Source organism: Trinickia soli (genome assembly GCF_002879855.1).
In the GTDB taxonomy this organism is placed as follows: Bacteria; Pseudomonadota; Gammaproteobacteria; order Burkholderiales; family Burkholderiaceae; genus Trinickia; species Trinickia soli.
Genome location: NZ_PNYB01000034.1, coordinates 1 through 26121 on the forward strand (window position 1 = coordinate 1; position 26121 = coordinate 26121).

Consider the following 26121-nt stretch of genomic DNA (forward strand, 5'->3'; position numbering starts at 1 on the left):
GCGGGATACGGCGCATACGGCGTATAGGCCGGATAGGTCGGCGCGTACTGCGGCGGATGAGCATAGCCCTGCACGGGCATTGCGCCCGCGTACGGCGTGGGATGCGGGCCATAAGGCTGCGCATAGCCTTGGGCGGGCAGTTCCGCGGCACCGCCGTAGGGCGGATGCGTGTAGTGGGCCTGGTATGCGCTGCCGGACGATTGCCCGCCCGAAAACCGGTTGAACATCCGGCCGGCCTCCCAGCCCAGCGCGCCGAGCGCCGCCCCGCCCATGAGGCCGAGCCCCAAGTCGAGGCCCGGCATGAAACAGCCCGGCATGAGGAAGTCCGCCCCGAGCGCTGCCCCTGCCATCATGCCGAGGTCCGCGCCAAGGAACATGCCCATGGCAGGCAGCGCGAAGCGCCCGATGCCGCCAAGGCCGCCGCCAAAGCCGCCACCGAAGCCGCCGCTCGCCCCCCAGTTGAAACCGCGATTGAAATGCTCGTTGTCGCCGCTTTGCGGCCAAGGGGCCGAAAAGCGGGTGCGCAGCGGCCGGGGGAAGCCGAAGAAATGCGGGTGCTTGAACGATGGCACATCATGCCTGCCGTATTTGAACCTGGTATCGTGCGGCGTCTGAGATGCGCGCGGCGAGGCGGGCGGTGTGGCCGGCGGCGAATGAGCGCCGCCGGAGGTGCCGTTCGTCCGGCCCGCGCGCGGCGAGGCGTTAGCGCGTTGCGTGCGCGCCGCGTTGACGTCCCTCAGATGATCGAGGCGGCCAAACGACGAAGCCGAATGCGAAGTCGAACTCGGGCGCGGCGGCGAGGGCCGCGATCCGGGTGGCGAGTGAGGCGACGCAGGTGACGACGGCGTACTGGCGGGTGAATCGATCGCCGGCATGTGCGAGCCGATGCGAATATCGTCTGGCATGAGTAAGGTTCCTCGTTGGGGATACGGGGCTGCTGGTCAGGCAGATGCCCGCTGAACAGCCGCATGTCTTGTCACGGCCCACGTATCGTCCATGAAGCGGCTGACCGAAATCACGTCGTCGAGCGCCCAGACGCAATGGAACCAACCCGTCGGAATCACGAGCAGATCGCCAGGCCCGACGGTCACCTCGATCGGCCGGGCTTGCGCAAACCGTGGAAAGCGTGCGAGGTCCGGCTGGGCCGCATCGACGCAGCACGGCTGATAGGTGTTGAACCCATCGATTGGATAAAGCAGGTCGCGCTGCGATGGGGCGTAGAGCCGCAACTTCTTGTGGCCATGCACCTGCGCGAGAAACGAGGCGGCGATGTCGCGATGCAGCGGCGTGACGAGCGTATGCTCGCGGCGCACGCCGGCCCAGAGCTGGGCGACCGGGTGATAGGCGCCAGCCGCAAACAGCGGGAACGGGAAAAGCGCGGCCAACTGCGCCGAGAGCGGGCAGCCGGCTGAATATGGCGCGTCGGCGCCGGCCGCGGCGCCGCGCCACGACCCGAGAAAATCGCCGAGCGTTTCGGGACGGCCGGCAACGCTGTCATGCCGCAGCGGCATGGAACCATGGCGCGCAATCAGCTCATCGAGCGACCAGTCGAGCGCGGGCCAGTCGAGCACGCCCCGCAGACACAGCGGCATGCTCGCGACCAGCGACTCGACGACACGCGCCGGATCCGGCGTGTCGTATTCGGGGACATCCTCCAGCCAGCGCGGGGCAAGCTCGTGCGCATAGCCGAAGCGCGTAAGCACGCGCGGCTCGGGGCGCTTGAGCAACTGCAGCAGATACTGCGCCGTCAGTTCGTGCCCGTCGATTCGGATGCCGGACGCAAACTCGGGAATGCGCGCATCGAACAGGCGCGGTGCGTCGAGCGCCGCACGCAGCGTTTCGGGTGCGAACGTCACGGTGGCGTCCGGCACGATGTCGTCGGCGACGGCAACGAGCGTCTCGCCCATCTCGAGCGTCACGCTCCGTACCGGTTCGCCGGTGACGACGAGGCGCACTCGGCGCAGCCCCATGCACGGCAGATGGTGCTCGGCCACGCGCTCGATGCTCAGTTCGAGTAGTTCCGGCGTCGCATCGGGCAGGATCGACAACGCACGTGCGGCGCGCGTCGGCGCAACGGCGAGGTTCATGGCGTCCATTCGAGGCATCCGCGAGGTTTCGATAAAACTGGACGATAGACGTCCGCCGCCCCGTTCACCGCGCGCACGGCGAACGTTCATCCACGGGTGCGAAGCAGCGGCGAACCAGGCATCGGCCCAGGCCACGAGCCGGCGCGCACGGCGAGCGAATTTTTCGCGGTTCACGACACGGCTTCGCCCGCCGGGGCGAAGCACCCGCGAGCGGCTCCTATGCTGGCTCTACGCTCACCCCGACCGGAAGATATCCATGTTCGACCCAGACTCCAGGCTCACGGCCGCTACGGCAGCGGATCCGGCAAACGTCGCCGCGTCGGCGCACACGATCTGGCTGACGGGCCTCAGCGGTTCCGGCAAATCGACGCTCGCCTGTGGGCTGGCCGCGCGCCTCACGGCGCGTGGGCGACCCTGCTACGTCCTCGACGGCGACCAGTTGCGGCGCGGCCTCTCGCGCGATCTCGGCTTCGGCGATCTCGAACGCCGCGAGAATGTCCGGCGCGCAGCCGAGGTCGCCCGGCTTTTCAACGAGGCGGGCTTTGTCGTGCTCGCCGCCCTGGTCTCGCCGCGCCGCGCGGACCGCGCACTCGCCGCGAAAATCGTCGGCCCGTCGCGCTTCGTCGAAATCCACCTGGCGACACCGCTCGACGTGTGCGAGCGACGCGACGTCAAAGGGCTCTATCGGCAGGCCCGCCGCGGCGTGCTTCCGGACTTCACCGGCGTCAGCGCACCCTACGAGGCGCCCGTCGACCCCGACCTCGTACTCGACACGAGTCGTATCGATCTCGGTCCCTGTATCGATATCGTGCTCAACCGCATCGACCAACGCGGCAGTCTGCGTTACGCCGCGCGCGCGGCCTGAGGCGCCCCAATCACGGTGACGGAGCGATCGATGCGCTGTCTCGCCTGCCCCCCGCCTTCGCGTTGCGCATTCCAATTTCGCTTGATGGCGGCCTCTTGTCGTGCAACGTCCCTAGCATGGGTTGCGTTGCAAACCAGATTACGCCGCCGGGCATCCCGGCAGCGCCGACAAGAGGTTCCCGTCCTATGCGCCCTTCATCGCTCAGTTCCACGAGCAGCCCCTACGCGCGGGCTGAAACGCCGCCCGTAACCACCGCGCCGCGGGGCGCGCCTTCGCAGAGCACGCCGCTCTCGAACTCGCCCGCACGCAGTCACGGCGCGTTGGGGAACCTGCCGGGCGCTCAAGGCCGAGCGGCGCCGGCAGGCAGGCGCTCGCCGCTCGCGTTCGCCTGGCGGCGCTCGACCTGGTCGCAGGCCCTGCAAGACGCCTACGCGGCCGGACACGGCCCGGAGCCCCAGCATGCGCCCCCTGTCGACTCGAATCCGCTCGACGAACCGCGCCTCTACGATCCCCGCCAGCGCACGCTGAAAACAGCACACGACGGCCGGCTCACGCTCGCGCAGGTACCCGGCGGCACGCCGCGCCGATACGAGGCCCTGAGTGCCACCGCACTCGTCGAGCAAGTCGCGGGAATCGCCGCGCCCCGGCCCGGCGGCCCATCGAGCGCAAACGACGCAGCGCGCGGCGAAGCCTCGTCGTCGTCCGCCCCTGCGCTCGCCGGAGACGAGTTGAGCGCCCAGTTGGCATCGAACGATCCCGCGGTCATCCTGGCCCTCGCGCAGCAGGCCGCGCACCGCGCATGCGAAGCGGCCGAGGCCGCGCGTGCGGGCTCGATGGCCGCACTCGTCGCCGCTCACGTGGGCAGGCTCGATGCCGGCGGCCCTTCCGGCAGTCAGTTGCCTTTGCACGCGTTGCTCGAACACGCCGGTGGCGCTCGAGCGCATCTGAACCAGCTCCACGCGGCGCTTGCCACGATCGAGACGGCCTTCGGCCCATTCGATGATGATGATGACGATGGCGACGACGACGAAGCGTCCGTCCTGCGCGCCGCCCGCTCGATGATCGAGCAGGCGCGCACGGCCCTCGCGACGCTGGAGTCGGACGTGGCGCATTGCTGCGTCGCACAGGCGGTTGCCGAACATCGGCTGCCGCCCGAAGCAACCGTGCTGGGGCACGTGGCCGCGCTGCGCGAACTGCACCCCGCCGTTTTCGAACTCGACCAAGGCGGCGGCGATCCGCGTGTGCTCGAGGGCTTGGCCTCGCTGGCCTCGAACACGGCGCGAGACCTGCGCGCGCTGATGGGCGCGGCCGACGCCGGGGATCGCGCCACGCTGCATCATCTGGGCGGCGGCGCGGTCGACATCTCGCGGGTCCTGAGCGACGCCGTGCAAACCGTCGTGACGCTGCGCGCCGCCTGCCCTCAAGGCGCAACGCACGATGCGCTCGGTACGTTGTTCGACGCCGCCGGGGACGCGCTCGTCTGGCTCGAGGGCGAAGCCCCGCCGGGCGCGGCCGCGCCTGTCCTGCTGCCGCCCCACTCCCCGCTGCTCACCCCCACCGCACACACACCGGTGTCGAATGAGGCCATCGAAGCTCGCATGGCCGAACTCGCGGTGCAACGGCACGCGCTGGGCCAGTTGCCCCTGCTCGCGGCCAGCATTGCCCGCAATTCGCAAAATCCTGCCGCGCGCGATCGCGAACTCGGTCGCCTGATCGAGCGCGTGATGACGAATGCGATGGGCGTTCATACGCCGCTCGACACGCGCATCGAACTCGCTCGCGTCGCTATGCACTTCGCGCCCGCGGAAGGCCCGGAGCGCAGCCGGCTCGCCCGCGCGCTGACCAGCCGCGCACTGCGGGTCGACGCGCCGACGACCAGCGAAGTCCACGCTACGCTCGGCACCGACGATTACGGCGAAAACGGCACGGCGGCGCTTACGCGGGTCGCGCTGTTCGATCGGCTTGGCGACGTGATGGGCTCGCTCGGCCGCGACGAGGCGCTGCGATTCGCGCGCACGCTCGATGACGGCTGGGATATCCGAGACAGCCGCTATGGAGGGAGTAATCTCCGGCACTCGGCAATGGCGATCGCGCAGCGGCGCTCGACCAGTCTCTTCGTCTCACTCGATCAGCTTAAGCTCCCCTCGGATCCGGTGGCATTCGGGGCATGGCTGGGCGACAGCGCCCAGCGCAACCACTGGGTGTCGAACTACATCAAGGCCTGCAGCATCTCTCGCCACACCCGCGCAGCGGGGGGCGCGGACGTTACGGTTTCCTATACCGACAACCGGACAGCACTGCGCCAGCTGATCAAGCAGGCGTCGAACATGGCCGCACTGCGCGGCCATCGCCATCATTTCGTCAAGCTCGTGAAGGACCTGCTCGAGCGCGACGACGAGCAGATCAAACTCGGACATCGGCCTGTCGTCGGCTCCGCCCAGCGCCTCGAGCTGCTGCAGGCCATGGCAGCGCAACTGCCGCAGTTCGGCCATGCATCGGGGGATCGGCAAACCGTCAGCGACGTGCTCGGACTAATCCTGCGCGAAATGACCGAGCCGCATATGCTCACGCAGGACCGGGTGCGGCTCGCCAAGGAACTGATCGCAGTCACGGGGCAGTTGTCGACGAGCCGGTTCAGCGGTAGCGACGCGGCGCAATCGCACGCACTCGACTCGATCGGGGTGGCGGTGCGCAGCCTGCGCGGCGTACAGTCTACCGCCCTGCTGCGGGAGCTGCTTGCCTCGAGGCTGGCGTGGAGCGGCGAGCGCAGCGCTGGCGCCGACATCGCGCGTACCCGCGGCAAGAAACGCTCCGTGCTGAGCAGTTCCCTGTTCCCGCCGGCTGCCATGATCCATGCCGCAAGCTATGCACTGGAAACCGTCAAAGGCCGCAGCAGCCCCAGGGACGAAGCGCTGCAACTGGTACTCGAGACGCTCGAGCGTCGGCTCAAAGAGACGGTCGATAAGGGCGATCCCGCGCCGGTCGAACTGATTCCCGTCTATGGCGATCTGCTGCGCCAACTGCTCGATGCGTCCGCCCGGCCGGGCGGCAAACCCGACGCGAACAGCCTCACGCGCGCGCTCTCGTGCATGGTGCGCGGCGCACTGCCGACTGGTGGCGACGCACACGCGCGCGACCGGCGCCTGAGCGCCGTGTTCGGCGAGGATCCCGAGATGCGGGCCGCCGTCGCAAGATCGCTGACGCAGGCGATCCGCGACAAGACGGGGCCCGCCTCGAGCCCGTTCGGCCGGCTCTCGTCGGCGCGCTACCTGCAAAATCTGCTGGCCGCAGGCGTCGGCAGCCTGAGCCAGGACGAGCGGCAGGCAGCGCTCGCGGCGATTCATCGCGCCGCTGCGAGCAAGTCGCTGAACAGCTCGGGCCGACGGGAGCAGGTGATGCTCAATACGCTCGTTCGCGAGGCGTTGCGCGACGGCATCAGGGTCGAGCCCGAAGTCATGCGGCGAACGGTGTCGCAGACCATCGCGCTGCTGCGCGCGGTCCCGGGGGCCGTCCGCGAAGCAGCGGCGCAGTACACGATGGAGGACCGCGCGGCCGCGGCGGCGCCGGTGCACGACGCCGCCAATCAGATGCGCCAACTCGTATCTTTCTATCCGACGCTCGACGCCCAGGCGCGCGGCGAAGTGCGATCTGTCCTGCTGGCCTGCGCACCCGCCGTTCCCGCTCAGCATGGCGTGCGCGAAGCGATAGGACAACTGCCGCTGCTGGCGTTCGCCACGAGTCTGTCCCACTTTGCCGGCGCCCGGCCCGAGGACGCCCGCGAACTCCTGGAACTGCATGCGCAAGTGTGGCCCCGCCTGAACGCGACGAATCAGGAGGCGGCGATCAACGATATGTTCGACGCCTATGACGAGGCCATGCCGGCCGGACGTGAGGCCGTGCTCTCGTTCGTCAGGAGGCTTGGCGAGCCCGGCGCCTTCGTCAGTGCCGCCGTCAAGCTGATCGGCAGCACCGTCGCGGACGAGGCGATGCGCGCGACGCTCGGCGAAGCGGAAAGTGGCCGGATCATCGCGGCCGTGCTCGAACGGATGCGGGCGTTGCCTGCCGACAGCGCATCCGATCTCGTCTCGAGCGTGCTCGGCGACACCGCCGTATTGCCTCAGGCGCTGATCGACGGCTTCATCGCGCAGGCGGGTACGCTGCAGCCGCGCACGCTGGCGCAGGTGTTGAGCGCCGAACTCAAGCGGCTGCCGACGCTGCCACCCCAGCAAGCGGCCGCCGTCCTCGCGTCCTGGGACAGGACCGCAAGGCAGTTGCAGCCGGGCTCGCCGCAGCGCGACACGCTGGCGCTGTTCTCGGCTATCGCCGCGCAAGCCAATCCGGGCGCCGGGGGACGGGCGGGCGGTCCGAGCCAGATTGCGGTACCCGAGGAAGCCGCGAGCCAGCTTTCGTCCGCACTGCCGACGTTCGATCCGCGCCTGCAGGAAGTCGTGTTGAGCCACATCGCAGGCGAGCAGGCGCCGCCGGCCATGCGCCGCGCGATCGTCGACGATCTGTTCCGCGGGTTCGCGCAGGCCGCGCCGCGACAGCGGCTGCTCGCGATCCGGCTTGGAGGCGGCGCGGGAATCGGGCGCGGGCTGGAGGCGCTCGCGAAGGAATTCGGCGCGCCACGTTACCGCGCCGGGCAGGTGGTGCGCCCCGGGCTGGACCAAACCTTCTTGCCCGCTGAAGGCACGAACCGTATGGGGAGCGGGTTGAGCACGCTGCGCGCCGCGCTCGAGGATCCGGCGCGCCGGCCCGAGGAAGTCTGCGTCGCGCTCGAAACCATCGCCGAGCGTTTCCTCGCCTTGCCGAAAGCCCCATTTCAGGAACAGTTCGCCGAGCTCTTCGAACGCCTTGTTGGCAGCCCCCGGCTTCCACCGGCGTTGCTGCGGCGCGTAGTCGACACGCTGGCGTTGGCCGATGCTCGGCAATCCGATGTCGGCCGCGCTCTGCTGCTGCGGCATGGGCGGGCCCTATCCCCCGACACCGAGGGCGCTATCGAACGCGGCGAAGCGCGAGGGCGCCTCGATGCCTTGCGCGCTCAGCGCGGTGCAGTCCTAGAGCGGCGCGCCGCCTGAGCCGCCTTATCACGACCGACCGAACCTCGATGATCGATTTGAACCTGCCGGCCTCGCCCGGCTCCCCTGTTCAGCCCCCGTCCGAAACCGGCGCCGGGGCGGGCCCTTCCACGCCCGCACGATCGCCCGCGGCCGAACGCGCGCCGGCGATCGGCGGGCCGCTGACCGCATTGGCCGGCCTGTCCGAAGCACGACGCACCACCGCGAGGCAAACTGTCAGCGCCTCGCAGCCGGGCGACGGCGGCGAACGCCCCCTCAAGCGGCTACGGCGCACGGTATCGGATGGCGATGCGCCGAGCGTGCCCCATACCGCACCGGCAAGCGCCGCACCTTGGCGCGATGAGTCGGCCATGCACGTGTTTCGATGGTCGATGATCCGGCGTCAGCCCATGGCGCGGTTCCTGCGCAGCGGCCCCATCGCCCACATCGCCACCCGGCTCCAGCCACCGAGCCAGCGCAGGCTCTTCGACGCGCTGCTCTGTACGCCGGAGGAGCGCTACGGGTACCTGAAGCTGATGTCCCCGGAGTCGGCCGGCCGGTACCTGCTGCGAAATCGCGACCCTGACGTGCTGATGCACGCCCTCGCGCAGGCCGGCATGGACGAGCTCCATGGCGTGCCGCGTGCCGACGTCGTCGTCGACCGCTCGGGCTGGCTGCTCCGGGCGGGCGCCGCCGCGGCCGTCAAACTGAATGTGAATGCCCGGATCCCCCGGCAGGCTCGTGACGCCCTCGTACAAGCGCAGGAACAGTTGCTCGCGCAATTCGATCAGGCCGGACCGAGTGCGCGGGCCGGCGCGGTGCGCAACATCATCGGCGCATCTTCCTTTGCGAGCACGCTGGACCACGCATTTCGGCTGGCCCAGACGGCGCTTGCGCCACAGCGTTTCCACGCATTGCCGCTCGGCGAGAGGGCGGACGCGCTCGCAACGCTCGCGGAGGCGATCGGCGATGCCGCGTACATGTCATGGCAACAGTTGGAAGAGTTACCCGAAGGACGGCGACATGACGCACTCGAGCGGCATCTCACGCTACGTCTGGACGAAGGGCTCGCGCAGACAGTGCCGATGCTGTTCGACGAAGCGCGCCGGTTGAGCCCGATACCGTCCAATGCCGCGCACGTCATGGTCACGTCGTTGATCTCCGCGCTCGAATACACGCCCCCGCCTATTCCAACGCAACAACGCATCCTCGATCTGATCGACACACAGTTGCCGTATCTCGAGGGTGCCGAGCGCGACCTCACGCTGGCCCGCCTCGCGGAATCGATCGCGCTCTTCAGCCGGCCGGAGGAGCAACGGCGGGTGCTCGACATGGTCTTGCATCGCACACCCGGCATGCCGCATCGCGATGACATGCTCGAGCACGCGAGCGCCGAAGGGCGATGGCGCATTGCCTACGGCATCCTCACTTCGCTGCGCCGCCTCGACGATCCGCGCCTGCGCGACGAGACACTGAACCTGCTCGCCAATCAGCTCGAGCCACACAGGCTGGCGGCAATACCCGCGCAGCGGCTGGAGGAACTGATGGAACGAGCGGCCGAGCTGGACGTTCCCCAGCATGACGTGCCGCGGATGTTGACGATCGTCGTGCGCGCGCTCGATGCGCTGCCGGACGCCAGCCTCGAACGTCCATTGCAGGCACTGGCCCGCCACGAGGCCGGGCCGCTCGACGAGGATCTCGTCGAGCAGATACAGGAGGCCCGGCTCCGCCTGCTGACGCGCGTACCGCCGCAAGTGCTGGCACGGGATGCGTCCCTGCTCCAAGGCCTTTCCCTGCAGGACGAGGCGCGCCTGATGGCGTTTCGCACGAACGAGGCGACTGACGCCGACCCGCGCACGCGCGCGGCGACTTTCGCGTTCGTGGCGACACGTCTGAGCGCCCATGCAGCGGGCGCTCACGGCCGGCAAGCGTTCCATCAGATAGCGCGCGCGCTGCCGCACGGTACGGCGGCGGCATGGGCTCGCCAGCTCGAAGCGCAGCTCGACGATGCGCTTGGCCTGCGCCTCGCGCCAGGACCGAGCACCGCGGCGCCCGTAATCGGAGCGACCCTCGCCTATGCCGGCGTGGAGGCACTGATCGCGGCCTTGCGAATGCGACGAGACTAGTGTGCGCGCCGCACTCGCCATCCGTCTGGCACCACGCTTCGCAGGACCACCCATGCCTTCGCATCGATTCCCTGCGTGATGCGAAACGCCCGCTACCGTCGAAGCGCGGCGATTGCCGCTTTCTCAATTCATTAAAGGAGAACCATCATGTCATGGCATAGCTTCTGGCATGGCGTCAAGCATGACTGCAGCAAGGCGGGGCATGCAATAGAAGGCGTAGGCAAGAAGGTCCTGCATGGAGCCGAAGGTGTGGGCAAAACAGTCCTGAATGATGCCGAAGGCGTTATCGGCGGTGTCATGAACGGCATCACCGGCGGCTTCATGGGCATGAACGAGGCGGATATTGCCCAGATGGAGCAGATGATGATGGGCGGCATGGAAATGGGCATGACCTTCCAGATCTTCGACTCGTTCCAGAGCACCATGTCCAAACCGGGCAGCAACAACTGATTGCCGCGAGAGGCGGGCCGTGCTTCGCATCGTTAGCGGCCCCTTCGCATTCGTCCGCAAGCGATGCGGCCTGCCTTTCTAGCATCGCAGATAACACCGAGAATCCGCGCTGCGACGACACTTCGCATACGCAGCGGCCCAACCACACGCACGCCCGAGCCATCATGGGAATCGAAACCGTCAGCCCGACTTCGCCGCCGCCCGACCTCACCCCGTCGGAGAGCGCCCAGGACGTCCGCCAGGACAGCCCGCGCGGGCAGCCGTCGAGTACACCGGGTGCGCCCCCCGGCGGCAGGCTCGAACATCTTTCGTCGCTACAGGCCGGCCGCCCCGCCAGCCAGGCCGGCCCCTCGCAAGTGCGCAAGCCGCAGGCCGATGCGCTGGCGAAGCTCGCTCGCCCGAGTTCATCGACGCCGCCGCCGCACCGGCAAACGGCGCTGCATGCCGCGCTCGGGCATGCGGTTGCCGCACCGGCCCATGCCGACACCGTGGCGGTGCGCCAGCGCGCGCAGGCTCTCGGCGATAAAGAAGCGCAGATCGCGGCGCTGAGGCGGCCGCCCGAGCCGGGGCAGGCCGAGGCAGCACAGCCGGCATCCGAGGCGGAAGTCGGCAAGCTCATCGACCTGCTCGAAGCGAAGCACGGGAGCGCGCAACAGGACGTGTCGGTGCTGGCGCAACAATGCAAGACGGCATTCGAGAAGATGGCGCGCCATGGCGTTGCGCTGGCGCGCAAGGTCGACCTGCTCGAAACATATCAGGCGAAGCTCGACGAAGCGGGCCCCGCCCCCGCTGCGCCGGCCCGGCCGCGTCCGGCTGCCGCTGCTGCCACCGTGCCCGATCGCATGAGCGCACTCGAGAGCGAAATCCGTTTGCTCAAGGGCAGCCGCAAAGCGGTCGCGCAAGAGGCGCTGGCGGTGGCGAACCGGGACAAGCTCAAGGAGCTCGGCACGTGGTCGCTGCTCGCCACAGCGTCGGACATCGCGAAAACCTCGTTCAAGTCGCTCTTCAGCAAGCAGGCGAACCCGGTCAACGAGCAACTCGAGCGCAGCATCGAAGCCTGGCTCGACAGTTGGACGCCCGAGCGCACCGGCCGACGAGACCGATCGGCAACGCCGGGCGAGCAATTCAAGCGCGCGGCCGACGACGCATTCCGGCGCATCGAAGACGCCGCCGGGGCGCACGCCAGTAGCACCGACGCGATGCAGGCATTGGCCGGCTTCTTCCACCTGATGTCTCAGCTCGAAGTGGAGCCGTTTGCGGACATGGCAAAGACGGGCGTCGTTCGTCAGATCGCCGTCTATCTGATCGGGGTCAACCTCGAACACCAGTTTCCTTTCACAGCGCTGAAGCACATTCCCGGCTACCGGCCGTTCGTCGACGACAGAAGCGGGCTCGCGCAAACGGCAGCGACGCGGCTGCTGGAAGAAGCCGATGGCATGATGGCTGCGTTCGGCACCGGCCCTTCCCCGACCAAGGAGCTGCAGGTCCACGACCAAGTCTATCGCGGCCAGAGTGCGAGGCGGGCATTTCAGCAGTTCAAGCTGGTGGCCGAGCATCTCCGGACACACAAGGACGCCCTTACCAGCGTGCTGGCGAGCGCGCAACGGACCTTCGCCGAGGAACTGAAAGCCATCGATCCGGCCAAGGCGCAAAACGACGAAATCGACAAGATGGGCAGGCAAGTCGCGCCAAAACTGCCTCCCGTCTACGACGGCATGATCCAGCAGCTCGGCGCCGAGCGCGCGCAGCTCGCGAAAACGCCGATGCGCCGTTCTTCGGCAGCGCCCGCGATCGACGAAACCGCTACGGCGAGCCGCGTGGGCCCCGATCGCGAAAGGCTCGAAATCGTCGTGAGCCGGCTGCAAGGCGCCGTGCTCGAATACGCGGACAAGCACCGCGAGACCTTCGAAATGCATGCCACACTGAGCGCCAGGCACATGGATGCCTCCGACGAACTCGAGGGCATCGAGCGTCAACTCGCCGAGGCGCACGAGACCATGCAGGGCGTGCGCACGCACAAGCGCCGCCGCGCCGGCGAAAGCGCGGCGCGCGGCCAGCAAGCGGCCTCGCTCGAACGGGAGCTCGAGGCCGGCTTGCGCGAAGCGCTTGCGGACCCGGCACTCTCGCGCCTGATCTCGCCTACGGCGCTTGGACGTGCGCTGAAGATGCACGTCGCGCAGACGCCGGCGCAGATGCGCGCCCGCGTTCGCCACGACAACCGGACCGCGCGCACGGGGTCCTTTCGCTCGGGCGTGGACCTGCTGCGCGTGATCGCGGAGATCGGCGAGCACGAACTCGGCAGGCCGGAGTCCGCCCTGCGCGCCACTACGCGGAAGGCGTTCGACGAAATCGCCGGCCGCCATCCGGGCGGGCGCATCAATGCGCTGTATGACCACGGCCGAACGATCGGTCATGGCGTGCGCGCAAGCGATGCGGCGGACGCGCCGCCTTCGCGCACCGGCACGAGCCAGTATGCGATCGATTGGGCCGAAGGCGAAGGCGCACGCATCAGCCATCTGCATCCATGGGTCTCGCCCTATTGACGGGCCGGTTCGCCATGCCAGCCGAATGATCTAGCGCCCAATCCGCTCATGGACGTATCCCATACTTCTTCGTCGCCGCCGCCCTCGCCCACGGCCGCCGCGTCCAGCCCGGCCGGGCCGCGCGGCACGGCCGACCTCACGCCGACACAGGCGACGTCGACTGACACTGCGTCGGCGCTTTCGACACCGCTCAGAGGCCTGTCGCTGAGGCAGCGGCCGGAGAGCGTGCCCACGGGGGCGCCGGCGCCGCGCGCTGCGCTGCCGGGCGCATCGGGCTCGCATCGCGGGATCGCGGCGAAGCGGGCCGGGGCGGCGCTCGTGAGGACTGTCCGGGACAAGCTGGCCGAGTGGCGCCCACTCGACGCCGAGGCGTCCGCCGTACACGGTGGCGCCAGCGACTGGGCGATACGCACGAGGATGGAAATCATCGAGGCCAGCCCGGCGCTGTTCCTGCACCGCGCCGGCCTGCCGCGCGCGGAAGCGATCCGGATGCTGAGCGACAGCGAGCTGGAGAAAATCTACGAAAGCGTGATGTCCTACGTGCACCCCGAGATGGTCCGCTTGTCGACGACGGCCTACGGCGCGCAGTTGGCTCGGTTCAACGAGAGCCTCGCCGATCTTTGGCGCCACTTGCCGACGATCCGCGCGTCGGGCAGACAGCTCCCCGAGGAGGAGGTTGCCGCATTGCGCGTCGGCGCGAGCGCGTTGTCGGCGCACCGGGCACCGTTCGTCGAATATTGGGGCACGCAAGCTACCGCCGCTGCGCACCTGCTCGACATCGATGCAACGCTTGGAACGAATCTGCCGTACTTGCCGGCCGACGTCAGCACAGGTTACGAGGCCAACCGCCGCATCGATGCGGTGGTCGCCTTCTCGAGCCGGCTCAACGTGATGCGCGCCATTGCCGATAGCGAGACCATCCATCTGGCCGTGGCAAGCCTCTCCGTCGACGATTGCGCGGCCGAAAAACTGTATGGGGAGAGCGGCCTGCTCACGTTGATGGAGACGTTCAACTCCGACATCTTCCACGCCTATCAAACGGTCCGCGACGAATTGCTCGCGTGGCGGGCCAGAGAGCCACGCGAGCCGCTCGCCGAGAGTGCGTGCATCGTGCTCGACGGCTTCATCGCGCGGCTCACAGAGTTCGCGGCGGCGCTCGACGAGTCGTTGACCGCCCATCGGAACGATCCCGATTTCGCGGCATTGCCTCTCGATGCGAGCGTCCCGCTCATCGAACTGTCCTGGCTGGTCGCGAACGACGCCCTGCGGCTGGCCGAACTCTCGCGTCCGCCGCAGCGGGCTCCCGCGCCCGACGCGCGCGCCGTCCCGGCCGCCCTCACACTCGACGCTGCCGCAGCGGCTTCGTCTTCGCAACCCGCCCGCGCAGGCAAAGGTAAAGGCAAAGCCAAAGGCAAAGGCAAGAAAGCCAAGGGCAAACCCGGCCGGGGCGGGCCCGCATCGCAGCCTGAGTCCGAATCGCGCGAGACGCTCGATGCGCGCGATCTGGGGGAGCAGGGACAGCGGCCGGCGCCGCACGCCTCGCGTGAGACCTCCGCAGCCCTTGACGCGGCCGGCCTGCAAGGTGGCCCCGAAGCGCCTCGCGCCGAGGGTCTCGCGCGTACCGAGCTCGGCACCTACATCCTCCTCAACAGCGAGCAGGCTCGAACGGACGCCTCTTTGGCGGCTGACTCCTCGGCGGCAGCCAGTCCGCCGGATCGGGGCGAAATCGCTGACCGGCTTGCACGCCTGGACGCGCTGCTCGCATTCGATCTGGCTGCCGAGCAGCGCAAGGTCTCTCAAGCGCGCTGGCAACTCTCGCCCGAAAACGCGGTATATGTCACCGAGAACGTGATCGAACGCCTCGCGAACGAAGCCGGTGCGATGCGCGCCTGTCTGGACGTGCTCGATGTGCCGCGCCAACGCTGGGGACTCGGCGCCGCCGAGGCAGACGATCTCCATCGCAAGATCGAGCAGCTTCGTCCGATGCGGGCCCAGGCGGAAGGCCTCACGCGCTCGCTGCGCGCACGCTTGCCGGAGGACACCGTCGAGCACATGAAACGCTATCCGTTTCCGATCCAGGAACATGTCGAACGCCTGTTCGCCGAACGCGCGTTGGCGCCGGCCGCCCCCACGCCGCTGAGCGGCGAGCCCGGCACGTTGTTCGAGCTCAGGCTCCAGCCGTCGGCCCTGCGCAACGGCGCCATGCCCCGCCCTATGTGGCTGCACATTCACACCCAGCGCGCCGTGCATGCCCGGGAACTGGCCACGCTACCCGACACGCTCTTCGCCGTCGCTCACGTCAAATCCGACGAACAACGCGGCTACAACCGCGAATGGCAGGACGCGCGCGCGAGGCAAGGCCATGAGAAGGTCGTCGTCCACCGCGGCAAGATTGCCCCGGCGCTGTGCCGAGAACTGCTCGCGCGCACGACCGCCAGCGAACGCATTTGATCGAAGACGCTTCCGATTATGAGCGACAGCAACCGCCCTTCGTCTTTGCCGCCGGATACGAAGCTCGGCTCCGCTGAGCCCGCGGGCAACGACGGGGCGGAGCATAGCCCCGTCGCTCGCCTGCCACCGTCGCGCGCAACGCCCGATCCGCTCGGCGACACCGCCAACCTCCACGAACAGCTTGCCGTCGGCTTCCGACTGGCGGTCAGCAAGGCCCGGCAGATCACCACGAGCCCGCCGCTGTCGTGGACACAGGCATTGCGCGCAACGCTCACGCGCGCCGGCCGGCGCAGCATGACGGACCGCCTGTTGGTGCAGCGCGCGGATCTCGTAGGGCTCGCGGCCGAATTGCGGCGCCTGCTCGATCAGAGCGAACCGAGCCGGCGCGGTGCGGCCCCGGAGGATAGGCAACAGCCGCAGCGCTCCGAGAAAGCGCTGCGCGCCGACCGTGCTCTCGCGCAGACGCGGCGCTGGCGTCCCGAAGCGCAACGCTGGCTCCAGGCGGTCTACTCGGAGTTGGCCGCCGTTGAACACAAGCTATCGAAGCGCTCGAAGCAGCGCCGGTGAGCGGTGACCGGCGATCGATCGTCCTGGCTTGTTCGCCGCGCGCGGCTCGACGAGCCGTACATGACGGTCATGGCCATGCGGCTCGAAGCCGACGATTCGCGATAGGCGGGCTCCCCCCTTCGCCTCGTCGCTCGCCAGTTCGCGGCGTTGCGCCGCCGAACGCGCCGGCGCGCTACAGTCGAATCGATTCCCCTTGATCAGCTTTTGCCCAACGGACCTCCGACCATGGCAGTGAATATCCCCACCCTTCCGCCTGTTCCCGCGAGTATCGACCTCGGCTTGCCCGAACCGTCGAAGGCACCTGCCGCCGGGCAAGGACTGCGCTCGAGTGCGTTGCCGAGCGCGGGCGGCCAGTTGGATAACCTGAAGACCCTCGGCCGCCGCGGCGGCTCCGGCTCGGCAAAGAGCGCGGCGAAATACGACGCCACACCCGAGCCGTCCACTGGGCAGGCGCGCGGCGACGGCAAAGCGGAACCAGACCGGCAGCCACCACCGCTGCCGCCCGCCGGTACGAGCGGCAACGGCCCGCGCTTGACGCGCGAGCCGTCGTTCAGCGATTGGATGACGAGGAGCGTCCCACGGGCAGCGCCCGAGCACGACGACTGGGCCGAACTCGACGACATCTTCCGGCGTCAGCCCGACGCCAACCAGGGCGGCATGGATACGAGCAAACAGAGTCTCATCGATACGCCGCAGGCACCGTTGCGCAAGAAGCCCGCGCGCACGGCCACCGATCCGCTCGACGACATCGTGGCCCACCACACGAAGGTCGCCGCTGGATTGCAACGAGCGATCAACACGGCGAATCGAATCGCCTCGGGCCCGTCTCCGATATCGTGGGGCACGGCGTTGCTCTCCACGTTCACGCAAAAGGGCAAGCGCAGAGTGGCGAACGCCCTGTCCGCCCGATACGCGGAGTTGAAGGGACTCGCGGGCGAGATGGAGCAACTGCTGCAGCAAAGCGAGAGCAACAAGCTCGGGGCGGCCCCGCAGGACAAGCTGCGGAGCTACGAAAAGGCGATACGCGCTGACTGGGCCGCGTTCCAGACGCAGCGCGTGCGCCCACAAGCGCAACGCTTGCTGAGCGCCATTCAAGCCGAGCTTTCATCGCTGCAAAGCGAATTGGCCAAGCTGTCGAAACAGTTGCGATAGATCGAATCGCCAACACTACAGCCCGCCGTCGTCCTCGATCTGCGCCCAGATCGACGACATATCGAGCGCAGGCTTCCCGGGTCGCCCGTTGATCACCGGCTCGCCCGTCGCATCGTCGTCTTCGATCGGCAGGGACCCTTCCCCGAAAACCTTCTCGTATCGTTTGTTCCTTCCCACCTGATCGTTGATTGCCTGCCAGTCCTCGCCCGGCACCTTACGGGCAACGGGAGGATGCTGCCCGCTCGCAAGGCCTGCCACCTTTTCGGCTCGATCGATCTCGGGAATGCCGTCGGCCCAGCGGACTTTCGGAATCGGCCCGCGGATCAATGCCATGCCATACCGGGTCGTCTCGGTCTCGCGTTCCGCGTGCATCAGTTCGACGAGCGCTGGCCGGCGCGGCGCCGAAGCCGACGTCGAAGCCCCGTCGCCAGCGCGCTGGCCGGCCTCGTGCGCGGTCCGAGGCTTCGGTGCGTTCGTGCGCGCAAGCATGGTTAGCGCGGACTTGCCCTTGTCCGTGCGTACCGCTGCAACGGAGTCCTGTTGCGGTGCCGCCGCTTGCAACCGCACGGCGGCCCGCGTTTGCGAGCCCGCGCTTCGCCGAAACGAGACGCTGTTGAGCAGCCGCTTCAGCACCGGGCTGCCGTCGGACGCCCGAACGCTTTGCGAACGATTGTGGGCAGGGCCCGATTGGGCCTGGCGTTTCGCTTCGGCCGTAACGTCCGGCGTCGAAGGTCGGGAAAATAACGAAGAAATGCTTAGCATAGGGTTGCCTTTCCATGACGATTGCGTCCAAATGTCGGCCGCGTCGATACGCGCTTCGGCCTGGCCGCCCGAGCGTGGCGCGCCCTGACCTTACCGCTGTCCCGCCAGTGCGCGCATCTGCGGGCCGATGTCGGTCAGTGCGAGTTGGCTGTGTACTTCGTCGATGAACACGCCGATGAGCAGTGCCAGCAGCAATACCGCAAGCAACCCCTTCACGGCATGGCTCAGCGTGCCGAAGTCGAGCCGCTGCGCGCTCTTGCCGATGAACCCGAAGCCGATGTCGACGAGCACCAGGATCGCCGTGATCGGCGCCGCGATCTTCGCGACGATCTGCATCAGCGAGTCCGTCTCGTGCATCGCGAAGGTCTCGAGGATGTTCGAAGGCACTGGCGTCGCGCTCGCCAGCGGCCACCAGTGGTAGGACTCGTAGACGGCACCGAGCAGGAACGTCATGCCGCCGAGCAGCCAGAACGCCGTCATGACGCAGTTCGAAAGGAGGGTCGACGTAATCGAGGTCTGCTGTCCGTTGGTCGGGTTGCTCATCTGCACGTTGTTGTAGCCCGCCACGTCATCGAGATAAGCGCCGATACTGTCCGCGGCCCAGAAGATCTGCGACGCCGCGTAGCCGATCACGAGGCCGATGACCGCCTCCTTCGCCACCATCGCCACGAGCACCGCACCATGAAGCTGCGGGATCAACGGTGTCTGTCCGTAAGCGATGAAGGTGCTCCAGAGCATGACGGTGGCGTTGCGCGTGACGCCTTGCATCATCGTGTCGCCCGTTGGCGGAAACATGTTCATGACGACCATCAGACGCGTGCTGCAAAGCGCCACCAGCGTCAGGAAGTCCAGCACCGAGGCGTTCAGCCCGGGCAGTTGCAAGAACATTTGCGTCATGGGGCGCCAGGCTCCGTCGTCATCCGAAATGAATTGCCTCGACCCACGCGGCGAGGTTCCTGCCCATCTGGTCGAACACGGCGCGCTGGGCGCCGGCATAGCGCTCGCAGGCCGCAACGATGCGCGCCCGCTCGCGGGCGTCGTCGAGCGTGGCGATGCGTTCGAGCGCGCGCGCGGTCGAGCCGTCGTCATCGCAGCGCCCACGCCAGTCGCCCAGGCCCACCTCGTCGAGCAGCCGGTCGATGCGCTCGTCCATCGAAAGCCCGAAAACCGGCACGCCATGCGAAACGGCCAGTACAGCCGCGTGATAGCGCGTCGTCACCGCGCAGTCCGCATGCGCGACCGTGGTGGCCACGGCTTCGAGGTCCGCCTCTCCGCGCGCCACGATGCGCACCGCGAACGGCAACCGTGCCGCGAGATCGTGGCAAGCCGCCTCGTCGAGCCGCTCCATGCCGACGATCACCGGTTCGTAGCCGCGCTCGCGCAAGGCTGTGCCGAGGGCGGCGAAGCGACTCAGATAGGACTCGTAGGCGCACTCGCGCGCCGCATTCCAGCTATGAAAGTGCAGCGAGCCATAACGCAGCGGCGATTCCCTGCCGGCCGCATCGAGCGCTCTCGCCCGGCGCGCATCGGCGTACACTGGCCACCAGAACGGGTTGTTCACGCAGAGCACTGCAACGCGCCCGCATGCCGTCTCCCGCTCGCGAGCCCGCCAGTGCCACGCGGCGTCCGCGCCGCGCTGGCCCGACACGCCCAGTTCGGCCAACTGCGTACACGCTGCGCTGTTGCGGCAGATGACAAGGCCGCGCTCCGCGTTGCGCCGCACGAACACTTGCAGCGACGCACTCATCGCGCCGCTGTCGACGCCATAGGAAACGGCCGCACATCCCTGTGCGTGCGCAAGCGCGACGCCGCCGATCAGCATGCCCGCCAGCGAATCGGAGAACTTCGATGTGTAAGTGGAGCCTTCGACGTTGAGGACGAGGTCAGCCTCGGCCACGGCTGCCGCGAGCACATCGGGCAGGTACGGCAGCGGCCAATCGAGCTTTTTCACGCGCGCGAGCACGCGATGATCGAACAGGGCACCCAGTGCGAGAAGTTTGATGCGCGGGACCCGGTGTGCGAACACGTCCTGGATCTGCGCGATCGTCTCGATCGTGCGCAGATCGGCGCCGGTATTGCCGGCCCCGCTGTAGCTCAACAGCAGCACGCGCAGCGCGTCATCGGTGGTGCGTCGCGGTCGCGCGGCATGCCGGCTGGCGGCATCGATGCGGCACTGCATGTCGGCGAGGAACACTTCGTCGGGTGCTTCGGCATGCGCATAGCGTTCGAGCGCCGCGCACGACGCCGCGACGGGATCGGCCGCCGCGCCCGCCACGCGCAGCGGCGATGCGCCCGCGCGCTCCTGCTCGACGTACGGGAAGCGAGGCGCCTCGTTGGAAAGCGGCGTACCAAGCGATCGGAGAAGGCGTCCCATCACGTCGCTCCCAAAGCCAGCGCGAGCGTGTGCATCTGCGCGATACCCGAATGCGGCGGAACGACGAGTTCGACCAACGTCACGCCGGCGTGACCGCGCGCCGCAGCGAGTGCCTCGTCGAGCGCCACGCGCGAGCAGGCCCGTCGATGGCGCAGCCCGAACCCCTGTGCGAGCGCCGCGCAGTCGAAGCCATAGCGGTTGCGGATCGTGCGCGCATAGCCGGGATCGGCCGCGAGCGGCAGGTAGTCGAAGATCGCCCCGCCCCCGTTGTTGAGGATGCACACGCACGCCGGCACATCGACACGCTGTGCGCAGGCGAGCGCCGCGAGGTCGTGCAGCAGCGCCTGATCGCCCACGAGCAGCAGACCCGGCTCGCGGCGCGCAAGCGCCTCGCCGAGGAACGTCGAGAGCGTGCCGTCGATGCCGCTCACGCCGCGGCTGACGTAGAGATCCTGCGGACTCGTGCGAACGTCATAGCCGATATCGGCGTGCCGCACCGACATCGAGTTGCCGACGTGAACGAACGCGAACCCCTCGGCATCGAGCAGGCGATGCGTGGCCGACACTTCGCCCCACGCGAGCTGCGCGACGCAGGCATGGCGTGCGCGCATGCCATGGGCCGCCCTGTCCGCCCAGCGCGTGCGCCATGCTTCGCCCGCCACGCCGACGTGGGTGCAAAGTTGCTCACCGAGCCGGCGCAGCGCGGGCGCATCGACGCCGCTCAGCAGATCGCGAGGATCGAGTACCGGGTGCAGATAATCGCGTTCGTCGGCGCAGGCGGCAATTTTCACGACAGGCACGTCAGCGTTCGCCTGCAGGAATTCGTGAAGCGTCGGCAACACGGGCGCCAGCCCGAACCGCACGATCAGTTCGCAACGCGCATCGGACATCGGCGCGCGCGATGCGAGCGCGTCGAACGGATTGAGGATCAGCGCGCCCGCAGCCGGCGCTGTCTGCGCGCCGTGAGCGGACGGATGGGCACGCAACCCACTGCCGACATCGGCCAGCACCGGATAACCCGTGGCCGCCGCAAACGCCAGAATGGCGTCGCGCGTCGCGCCAGGCTCGGCCCCCGCAACGATGAGTCCGTTCAACGTGCCCGCGGCCAACGTTTCGCTCGGCTCGCCATTCGCGCGCCGTTGCGCACGCAATTGGCCGATACGCGCGGCCAGGCGTGAAGCGTCGTCGCTGCTCCAGGCATCGCTCGTCGCATTGGCCGCGGTGTGCGCATCCGCGCGCGCGTCGCACTCGCCATCGAGCGGCGCACGCAGGGCCGCAACCGTCGCGCCGCAGACGGGCAACGTTTCGAGCGCATCGTACACGCCAGCGAACGGCACGTTCAGATGGACCGGACCGGGTGCCGCGCGGCGCGCGGACGTGTGCCCGCAACCGTTCGGCTCGGGGCTGACACTCCCTGTCATCTGCCTCAGCGCCGCATCGAGCGTCAGCCGCGCGCGCATGACCGCCTCGGGCGCATCGACGGGGTCGTCGAGATCGGCCTGCGCGCGCGTCGCCGCGGCCGTCGCGCCGAGATGGTCGGCCATCTGTCCGAAGCCGGTGCCGCGCAGATGACGCGGCCGGTCGCAACTGACGACCACGAGCGGAATACCGCTCGCCTCGGCTTCGACAAGTGCGGGCAGCAGATTGGCCACCGCGGAGCCCGACGTGGTCACGACCGCCACGGGCGCACCGTGTGCCTTGGCCATACCGAGGGCGGCGAACGCGCCACTGCGCTCGTCGGTGCTCACGAGCGCCACGTTCATCCGCACATCGCGCTCCATGGCCAGACACATCGCGCTCGCGCGGCCGCCGGGACACAGCACGGCATTGCGCACGCCATGCGCGAGGAGCGCCTCGATCACGCACGCGACCCATACACCGTTGAGCGACGGGGCCTCCACCGCTGCCGCAAGCGCGCCATCGTACCTGTTCATACCGTATCTCCTGTCTCGATCGCAGTTGCGCGCAGCCGAACCGCCCGCGCAACCATGATTTCCTCGATCTCGTCGTCCTGCCGATCCTCTTCCTCGCGCTCCGCCTCGGCTTTGAGCTTCTCGATACGGCGCTCGATGACGTCGATCTGCCCTTCGTTGCGCACGATCTGCGCGCGCGTATCGGCGATCTCTTCGCACCGACGCGCGACATCGGCCTCGGCCCGGCGCAGCTCGGCCTCGGCGGCCGTCACGCGCTCGACGAGGACCACGCGGTACTCGCGCAACTGGTTGAAATGCGGCAGGGACATCGCCTCCTGGCCGGTGAGCATCGCCTCGATCCGGTGGTCGCAGCCGTTCAGCACCCCATTCGCCTCCTCGCGCGCCGCCTGCTTCTCGCGCGCGAGGCCCTCGGCCTGCTCGAGCTCCGTGCGCTGCGCGGCAAGCGTTTCGCGCAGCGCACGGTCGAGGCGGCGCCGCTTGTCGAGCATCAGGCCGAAGGCCGACAGTCGTCTGTCTTTCATGGCGCGCGCTCTTCATTTGCGACGATCATCGGCGGCCTTCGGGTCTCAGTTCGCGAGCGCCGCGAGTGCGGCAGCCGTCTCGCGCGGCGACGAGAACTGGTCGGTGCGCTGACAGAGAAAAGCGCGGATCGCGTCGATGCGCGCAACGGCCTCGTCGGCGAGCGGGTCGCCGCCCGGCCGGTATTCGCCGATCTGCAGCAGCGTCTCGATTTCCTTGTGTTTGGCGAGCAGCCGCCGCACGTGGCCTGCCCGATCCATGTGCTCGCGCGTCGTGATGAGCGGCATCACGCGCGACAAGCTGCCGAGCACGTCGATGGCCGGATACTGGTTGCGCGCGGCAATCTCGCGCGAAAGGACCATGTGGCCGTCGAGCAGGCCCCGCACTTCCTCCGCGACCGGATCGCCGCCCGTCTCGTCCTCGGCCAGCACGGTATAGAGCGCGGTGATGGCGCCGTGCTCGGACAATCCCGCCCGCTCGACCAGCCGCGGCAACTCGGCAAAGACCGAAGGCGGGAACCCGCGCCGCGCGGGCGGCTCGCCGACGGCCAGGCCAATCTCGCGCTGCGCGCGCGCAAAGCGCGTCAGCGAATCCATCATCAGCAGCACGCTCATCCCGCGGTCGCGGAAATATTCGGCCACGGCGGTCGCCACGAACGCTGCCTTGGCACGCTCGATCGACGACCGGTCCGACGTCGCGCACACCACGACCGAGCGCGCCATGCCTTCCTCGCCAAGAATGTGTTCGACGAACTCGCGCACCTCACGGCCGCGTTCGCCGATCAGCGCGATCACGTTGATGTCGCACTGCGCGCCGCGCGCGAACATCCCCATCAACGTGCTCTTGCCGACGCCGGCCGGCGCGAAAATGCCCACGCGCTGGCCAAGGCCCAGCGTCATCAGGCCGTCGACGATGCGCACGCCCGTCGGCAGGTCGCGGTCGATGATCGGGCGGCTCATCGGGGTGGGCGGATCGGCGAAGATCGGGCGATGCTCGGTGCACCCGAGCGGCCCGCCGCCGTCGATCGGCGTGCCGAGGCTGTCGATCGTGCGCCCGAGCAGTGCATCGCCCACCGGGACCGAAAGCGGCCGCCCGAGGCCGATCACCTGCGTCGAGCGCGAGATGTCGGCCACGCGGCCGAACGGCGAGAGCACAGCGACGTTGCGCGAGAAACCGACCACCTCCGCGTGCTGCAGCAGTTGTCCGTTCGGGGCGCGCAGCTCGCACAATTCGCCGAGCCGCACTTCGAGCCCCGTCACGCGCATCAGCGTGCCCACGACTTCCAGGACTTTGCCGCGCGTCTCGACGCGCGAGCCACCGCGCAATTCCTGACCGATTGCGTCGGTAAGCGCCGAGAGCGCCCCGAAGCCCGCCGGCATGGGCAGACCGTCAAGCGTGTCGTCCATCATGAACGGGCTCCGGCGTGATGATCGGGGTGTGCGATGCGGTCGTATTCGGGGTCGCCGAGCCACGGGATCGCGTACGGGTCATGCTGAGGCTCGCTGTCGCCGGCCGCCCCCTCGCTTTGCACTTGCGCATCGGATACGGCCTCCGCCTCAGTCCCCTCTTCGGGGTCGTCCTGATCTTGCGGTTGGCCCGCGCCTGAAAGGGCTGCGCGGCGGTCCGCTTCGAATTCGTCGTCAGGATCGGCTTCATCGTCGGTTGCAGTGTCGGATCGACGCGCGGCGTCATTGCCGACTTCCTGCGCGGCATCCTCGGCGTGTCGCGCCGCGCTGCCGCCAAGGGCTTCGAGATCCACGCCAGCATCGACCAGATCGGCATCGTTGGCGCCAGCGCCGGCCGTGCGCTGCACGGCGCGCGTCACAGCCGCGCGCAACGCAGCCAATTGCGTGTCGAGGCTCGCGTCCACCGTGCCGAGATCGGACTCGCACAAGCAGGCTCCACGCGCCACCGCACGATCGGCCATGACCGTGACGGCGACGCCGTGACCGCGCTCGCGCCAGATGGCGGCCAGCCGGTCGAACTCGGCGACGGCTGCGGGTTCGTCGTCGGGATGCACGCGCACCCGCAAATAGGTGCTGCCCTCCACGAGGCGCTCGACCACCTCGGCCGAGCGGGCAAAGAGCGCCGACACGTCGACATTGCGCACGATCTGCTCGGTCGCATCGACCACGAGTTCGACGATGCGCTCGCGCAACAGCGATTGCACGCGACGCTGGCCTGCGGCCGAGCGCGCGCAGCGTTCGTACCATTCGGCCAGCCCGCGCTCGCGCCCCGCCTCGTAGCCGCGCTCGGACGCCGTTTCGTACTCGTGTTGAGCCTGCGCGCGCACGCGCTCGGCCTCGATCTCGGCCTGGGTCAATAGCGCGTCGGCGCGCGCCTGCGCATCGGCCAATATGGCCTCGCGCTGGCGCTCGATCTCGTGTGCCGCTGCATCGAGGTCGACCACCATCGCGAACGCCTCGCGGCGCACGACATCGTCGTCGCTTTCGAGACCGACGCCGCACGCGGGCAGATCAGGCGCGATCTCGTCGATGGAATGTGGGTCGCCGTTGCGGGCGCGAAGCCAAAGGATCATGACCGCTCCGGAAAAAGGTGAGGTAAAAGCTCGAGCGTCCGGACCGAGCCGTCGGCATCGATCGTCCGATCGAGGCCAGCCAGCCAGTCGGGCTCGGACCATTCGCGCGGCAACGCGAGCCGCACCAGATCGGCCGGGCCGTCGACAGGCAAGACGCCATCGCGGCGAAACAGGCACCAGCCCTCCCATGCCACGGCCAGCGCGGTGAGCGTATCGACTGCCGGCATACCGGCGCGGCGCAGCGGTTCGATCTGGGGACCGTCCGTCACGGCTTGCATCTGACGCAGCAAGCCGACCGCACCCCGGGTGCCGACGAGCTGCGCACAATGGTCGCGGCTTACGCGACCGACCAGACGCCGCAATTCGTTGCGGCGAAACCAGAGCGAGCGCACGCGCAACATCGTCAGGGCCTGCTCTACGCTCAGCATGGCCAACGAGCCTGTTGCCGGATCGTCGGCGGTACAGGCGTCGAGCCGCGGCAAACCGAGCCCGATCGCATGGGCGAGCGCCCGCGCACCCTCCTCGCGGCGCAGGCCCGGCACGAGCCGCTCAGCCCAGGCCGGCAGCCACGAGCGGTCGATCCAGGCAAGCAGGTCGCGGCGGTTCGCCTCGAAGCGCGCCAGCACCTGAGCGATGCGACGCACGGGCGTGTCGAGTCCTTCATGCATGCGGCTCGGTGCAGTGCTCATGGTCCG

The 26121-nt window shown here is 68.6% G+C and carries 17 protein-coding genes and 1 pseudogene; 8 read left to right on the forward strand and 10 right to left on the reverse strand.

The window, feature by feature from the left end:
• Both C0Z19_RS25505 and C0Z19_RS25510 read right to left on the reverse strand, forming a co-directional pair.
• A pseudogene (locus C0Z19_RS25505) lies at positions 1–905 on the reverse strand (hypothetical protein); the annotation flags it as partial.
• 36 nt (positions 906–941) lie between these two features.
• Positions 942–2096 (reverse strand): cupin-like domain-containing protein, encoded by a 1155-nt coding sequence (locus C0Z19_RS25510; RefSeq protein WP_199180798.1) that lies wholly within the window; start codon positions 2094–2096, stop codon positions 942–944.
• Between the two features lie 247 nt (positions 2097–2343).
• On the opposite strand from C0Z19_RS25510, the gene cysC reads away from it, so the two are divergent.
• The 8 genes from cysC (at position 2344) to C0Z19_RS25555 (ending at position 17298) form a co-directional block, all read left to right on the forward strand.
• Positions 2344–2952 (forward strand): adenylyl-sulfate kinase, encoded by a 609-nt coding sequence (gene cysC, locus C0Z19_RS25515; protein ID WP_102612627.1) that lies wholly within the window; start codon positions 2344–2346, stop codon positions 2950–2952.
• A 185-nt stretch (positions 2953–3137) separates the two neighbouring features.
• Positions 3138–8030, forward strand: a complete 4893-nt coding sequence (locus C0Z19_RS25520; RefSeq protein ID WP_102612628.1) for a hypothetical protein — start codon at positions 3138–3140, stop codon at positions 8028–8030.
• A 29-nt stretch (positions 8031–8059) separates the two neighbouring features.
• Entirely contained in the window at positions 8060–10135 is a 2076-nt protein-coding gene (locus tag C0Z19_RS25530; RefSeq protein ID WP_146012139.1) for a hypothetical protein, read from the forward strand.
• A gap of 147 nt (positions 10136–10282) precedes the next feature.
• Positions 10283–10585 carry a hypothetical protein gene (locus tag C0Z19_RS25535; RefSeq protein ID WP_102612631.1) on the forward strand — a complete coding sequence of 101 codons (303 nt, stop codon included), beginning with the start codon at positions 10283–10285 and terminating at the stop codon, positions 10583–10585.
• A gap of 164 nt (positions 10586–10749) precedes the next feature.
• Positions 10750–13128: a hypothetical protein gene (locus C0Z19_RS25540; RefSeq protein WP_102612632.1), complete on the forward strand. Its 2379-nt coding sequence runs from the start codon at positions 10750–10752 to the stop codon at positions 13126–13128.
• 48 nt (positions 13129–13176) lie between these two features.
• Positions 13177–15579 (forward strand): T3SS effector XopP-like protein, encoded by a 2403-nt coding sequence (locus C0Z19_RS25545; protein ID WP_102612633.1) that lies wholly within the window; start codon positions 13177–13179, stop codon positions 15577–15579.
• 18 nt (positions 15580–15597) lie between these two features.
• The gene (locus tag C0Z19_RS25550) at positions 15598–16146 is read left to right on the forward strand and encodes a hypothetical protein (RefSeq protein WP_102612634.1); all 549 of its coding nucleotides are present in this window, start codon (positions 15598–15600) and stop codon (positions 16144–16146) included.
• A 225-nt stretch (positions 16147–16371) separates the two neighbouring features.
• Entirely contained in the window at positions 16372–17298 is a 927-nt protein-coding gene (locus tag C0Z19_RS25555) for a hypothetical protein (protein WP_102612635.1), read from the forward strand.
• A 15-nt stretch (positions 17299–17313) separates the two neighbouring features.
• On the opposite strand, the gene C0Z19_RS25560 is transcribed toward C0Z19_RS25555, so the two are convergent.
• From C0Z19_RS25560 to C0Z19_RS25595, 8 genes are all read right to left on the reverse strand, one after another.
• A complete protein-coding gene (locus C0Z19_RS25560) occupies positions 17314–18060 on the reverse strand; it encodes a hypothetical protein (RefSeq protein WP_102612636.1) in 747 nt (248 codons plus the stop codon).
• A 90-nt stretch (positions 18061–18150) separates the two neighbouring features.
• On the reverse strand, positions 18151–18957 hold the full coding sequence (gene sctT / locus C0Z19_RS25565; protein ID WP_102612637.1) for a type III secretion system export apparatus subunit SctT: 807 nt from the start codon (positions 18955–18957) through the stop codon (positions 18151–18153).
• Between the two features lie 19 nt (positions 18958–18976).
• A complete protein-coding gene (locus tag C0Z19_RS25570; protein WP_102612638.1) occupies positions 18977–20434 on the reverse strand; it encodes a polysaccharide pyruvyl transferase family protein in 1458 nt (485 codons plus the stop codon).
• Positions 20434–22368 carry a 2-succinyl-5-enolpyruvyl-6-hydroxy-3-cyclohexene-1-carboxylic-acid synthase gene (gene menD, locus C0Z19_RS25575; protein ID WP_102612639.1) on the reverse strand — a complete coding sequence of 645 codons (1935 nt, stop codon included), beginning with the start codon at positions 22366–22368 and terminating at the stop codon, positions 20434–20436. The genes C0Z19_RS25570 and menD overlap by 1 nt, the downstream gene beginning before the upstream one ends.
• Positions 22365–22889: a hypothetical protein gene (locus C0Z19_RS25580; protein ID WP_102612640.1), complete on the reverse strand. Its 525-nt coding sequence runs from the start codon at positions 22887–22889 to the stop codon at positions 22365–22367. Before C0Z19_RS25580 ends, menD begins: the two co-directional genes overlap by 4 nt.
• A gap of 45 nt (positions 22890–22934) precedes the next feature.
• Positions 22935–24296 (reverse strand): type III secretion system ATPase SctN, encoded by a 1362-nt coding sequence (sctN, locus tag C0Z19_RS25585; protein WP_233196284.1) that lies wholly within the window; start codon positions 24294–24296, stop codon positions 22935–22937.
• Positions 24293–25426, reverse strand: a complete 1134-nt coding sequence (gene sctL / locus C0Z19_RS25590) for a type III secretion system stator protein SctL (protein WP_158243063.1) — start codon at positions 25424–25426, stop codon at positions 24293–24295. The genes sctN and sctL overlap by 4 nt, the downstream gene beginning before the upstream one ends.
• Positions 25423–26115 carry a type III secretion protein HrpB4 gene (locus C0Z19_RS25595; RefSeq protein WP_158243064.1) on the reverse strand — a complete coding sequence of 231 codons (693 nt, stop codon included), beginning with the start codon at positions 26113–26115 and terminating at the stop codon, positions 25423–25425. The genes sctL and C0Z19_RS25595 overlap by 4 nt, the downstream gene beginning before the upstream one ends.
• Positions 26116–26121: the final 6 nt, after the last annotated feature.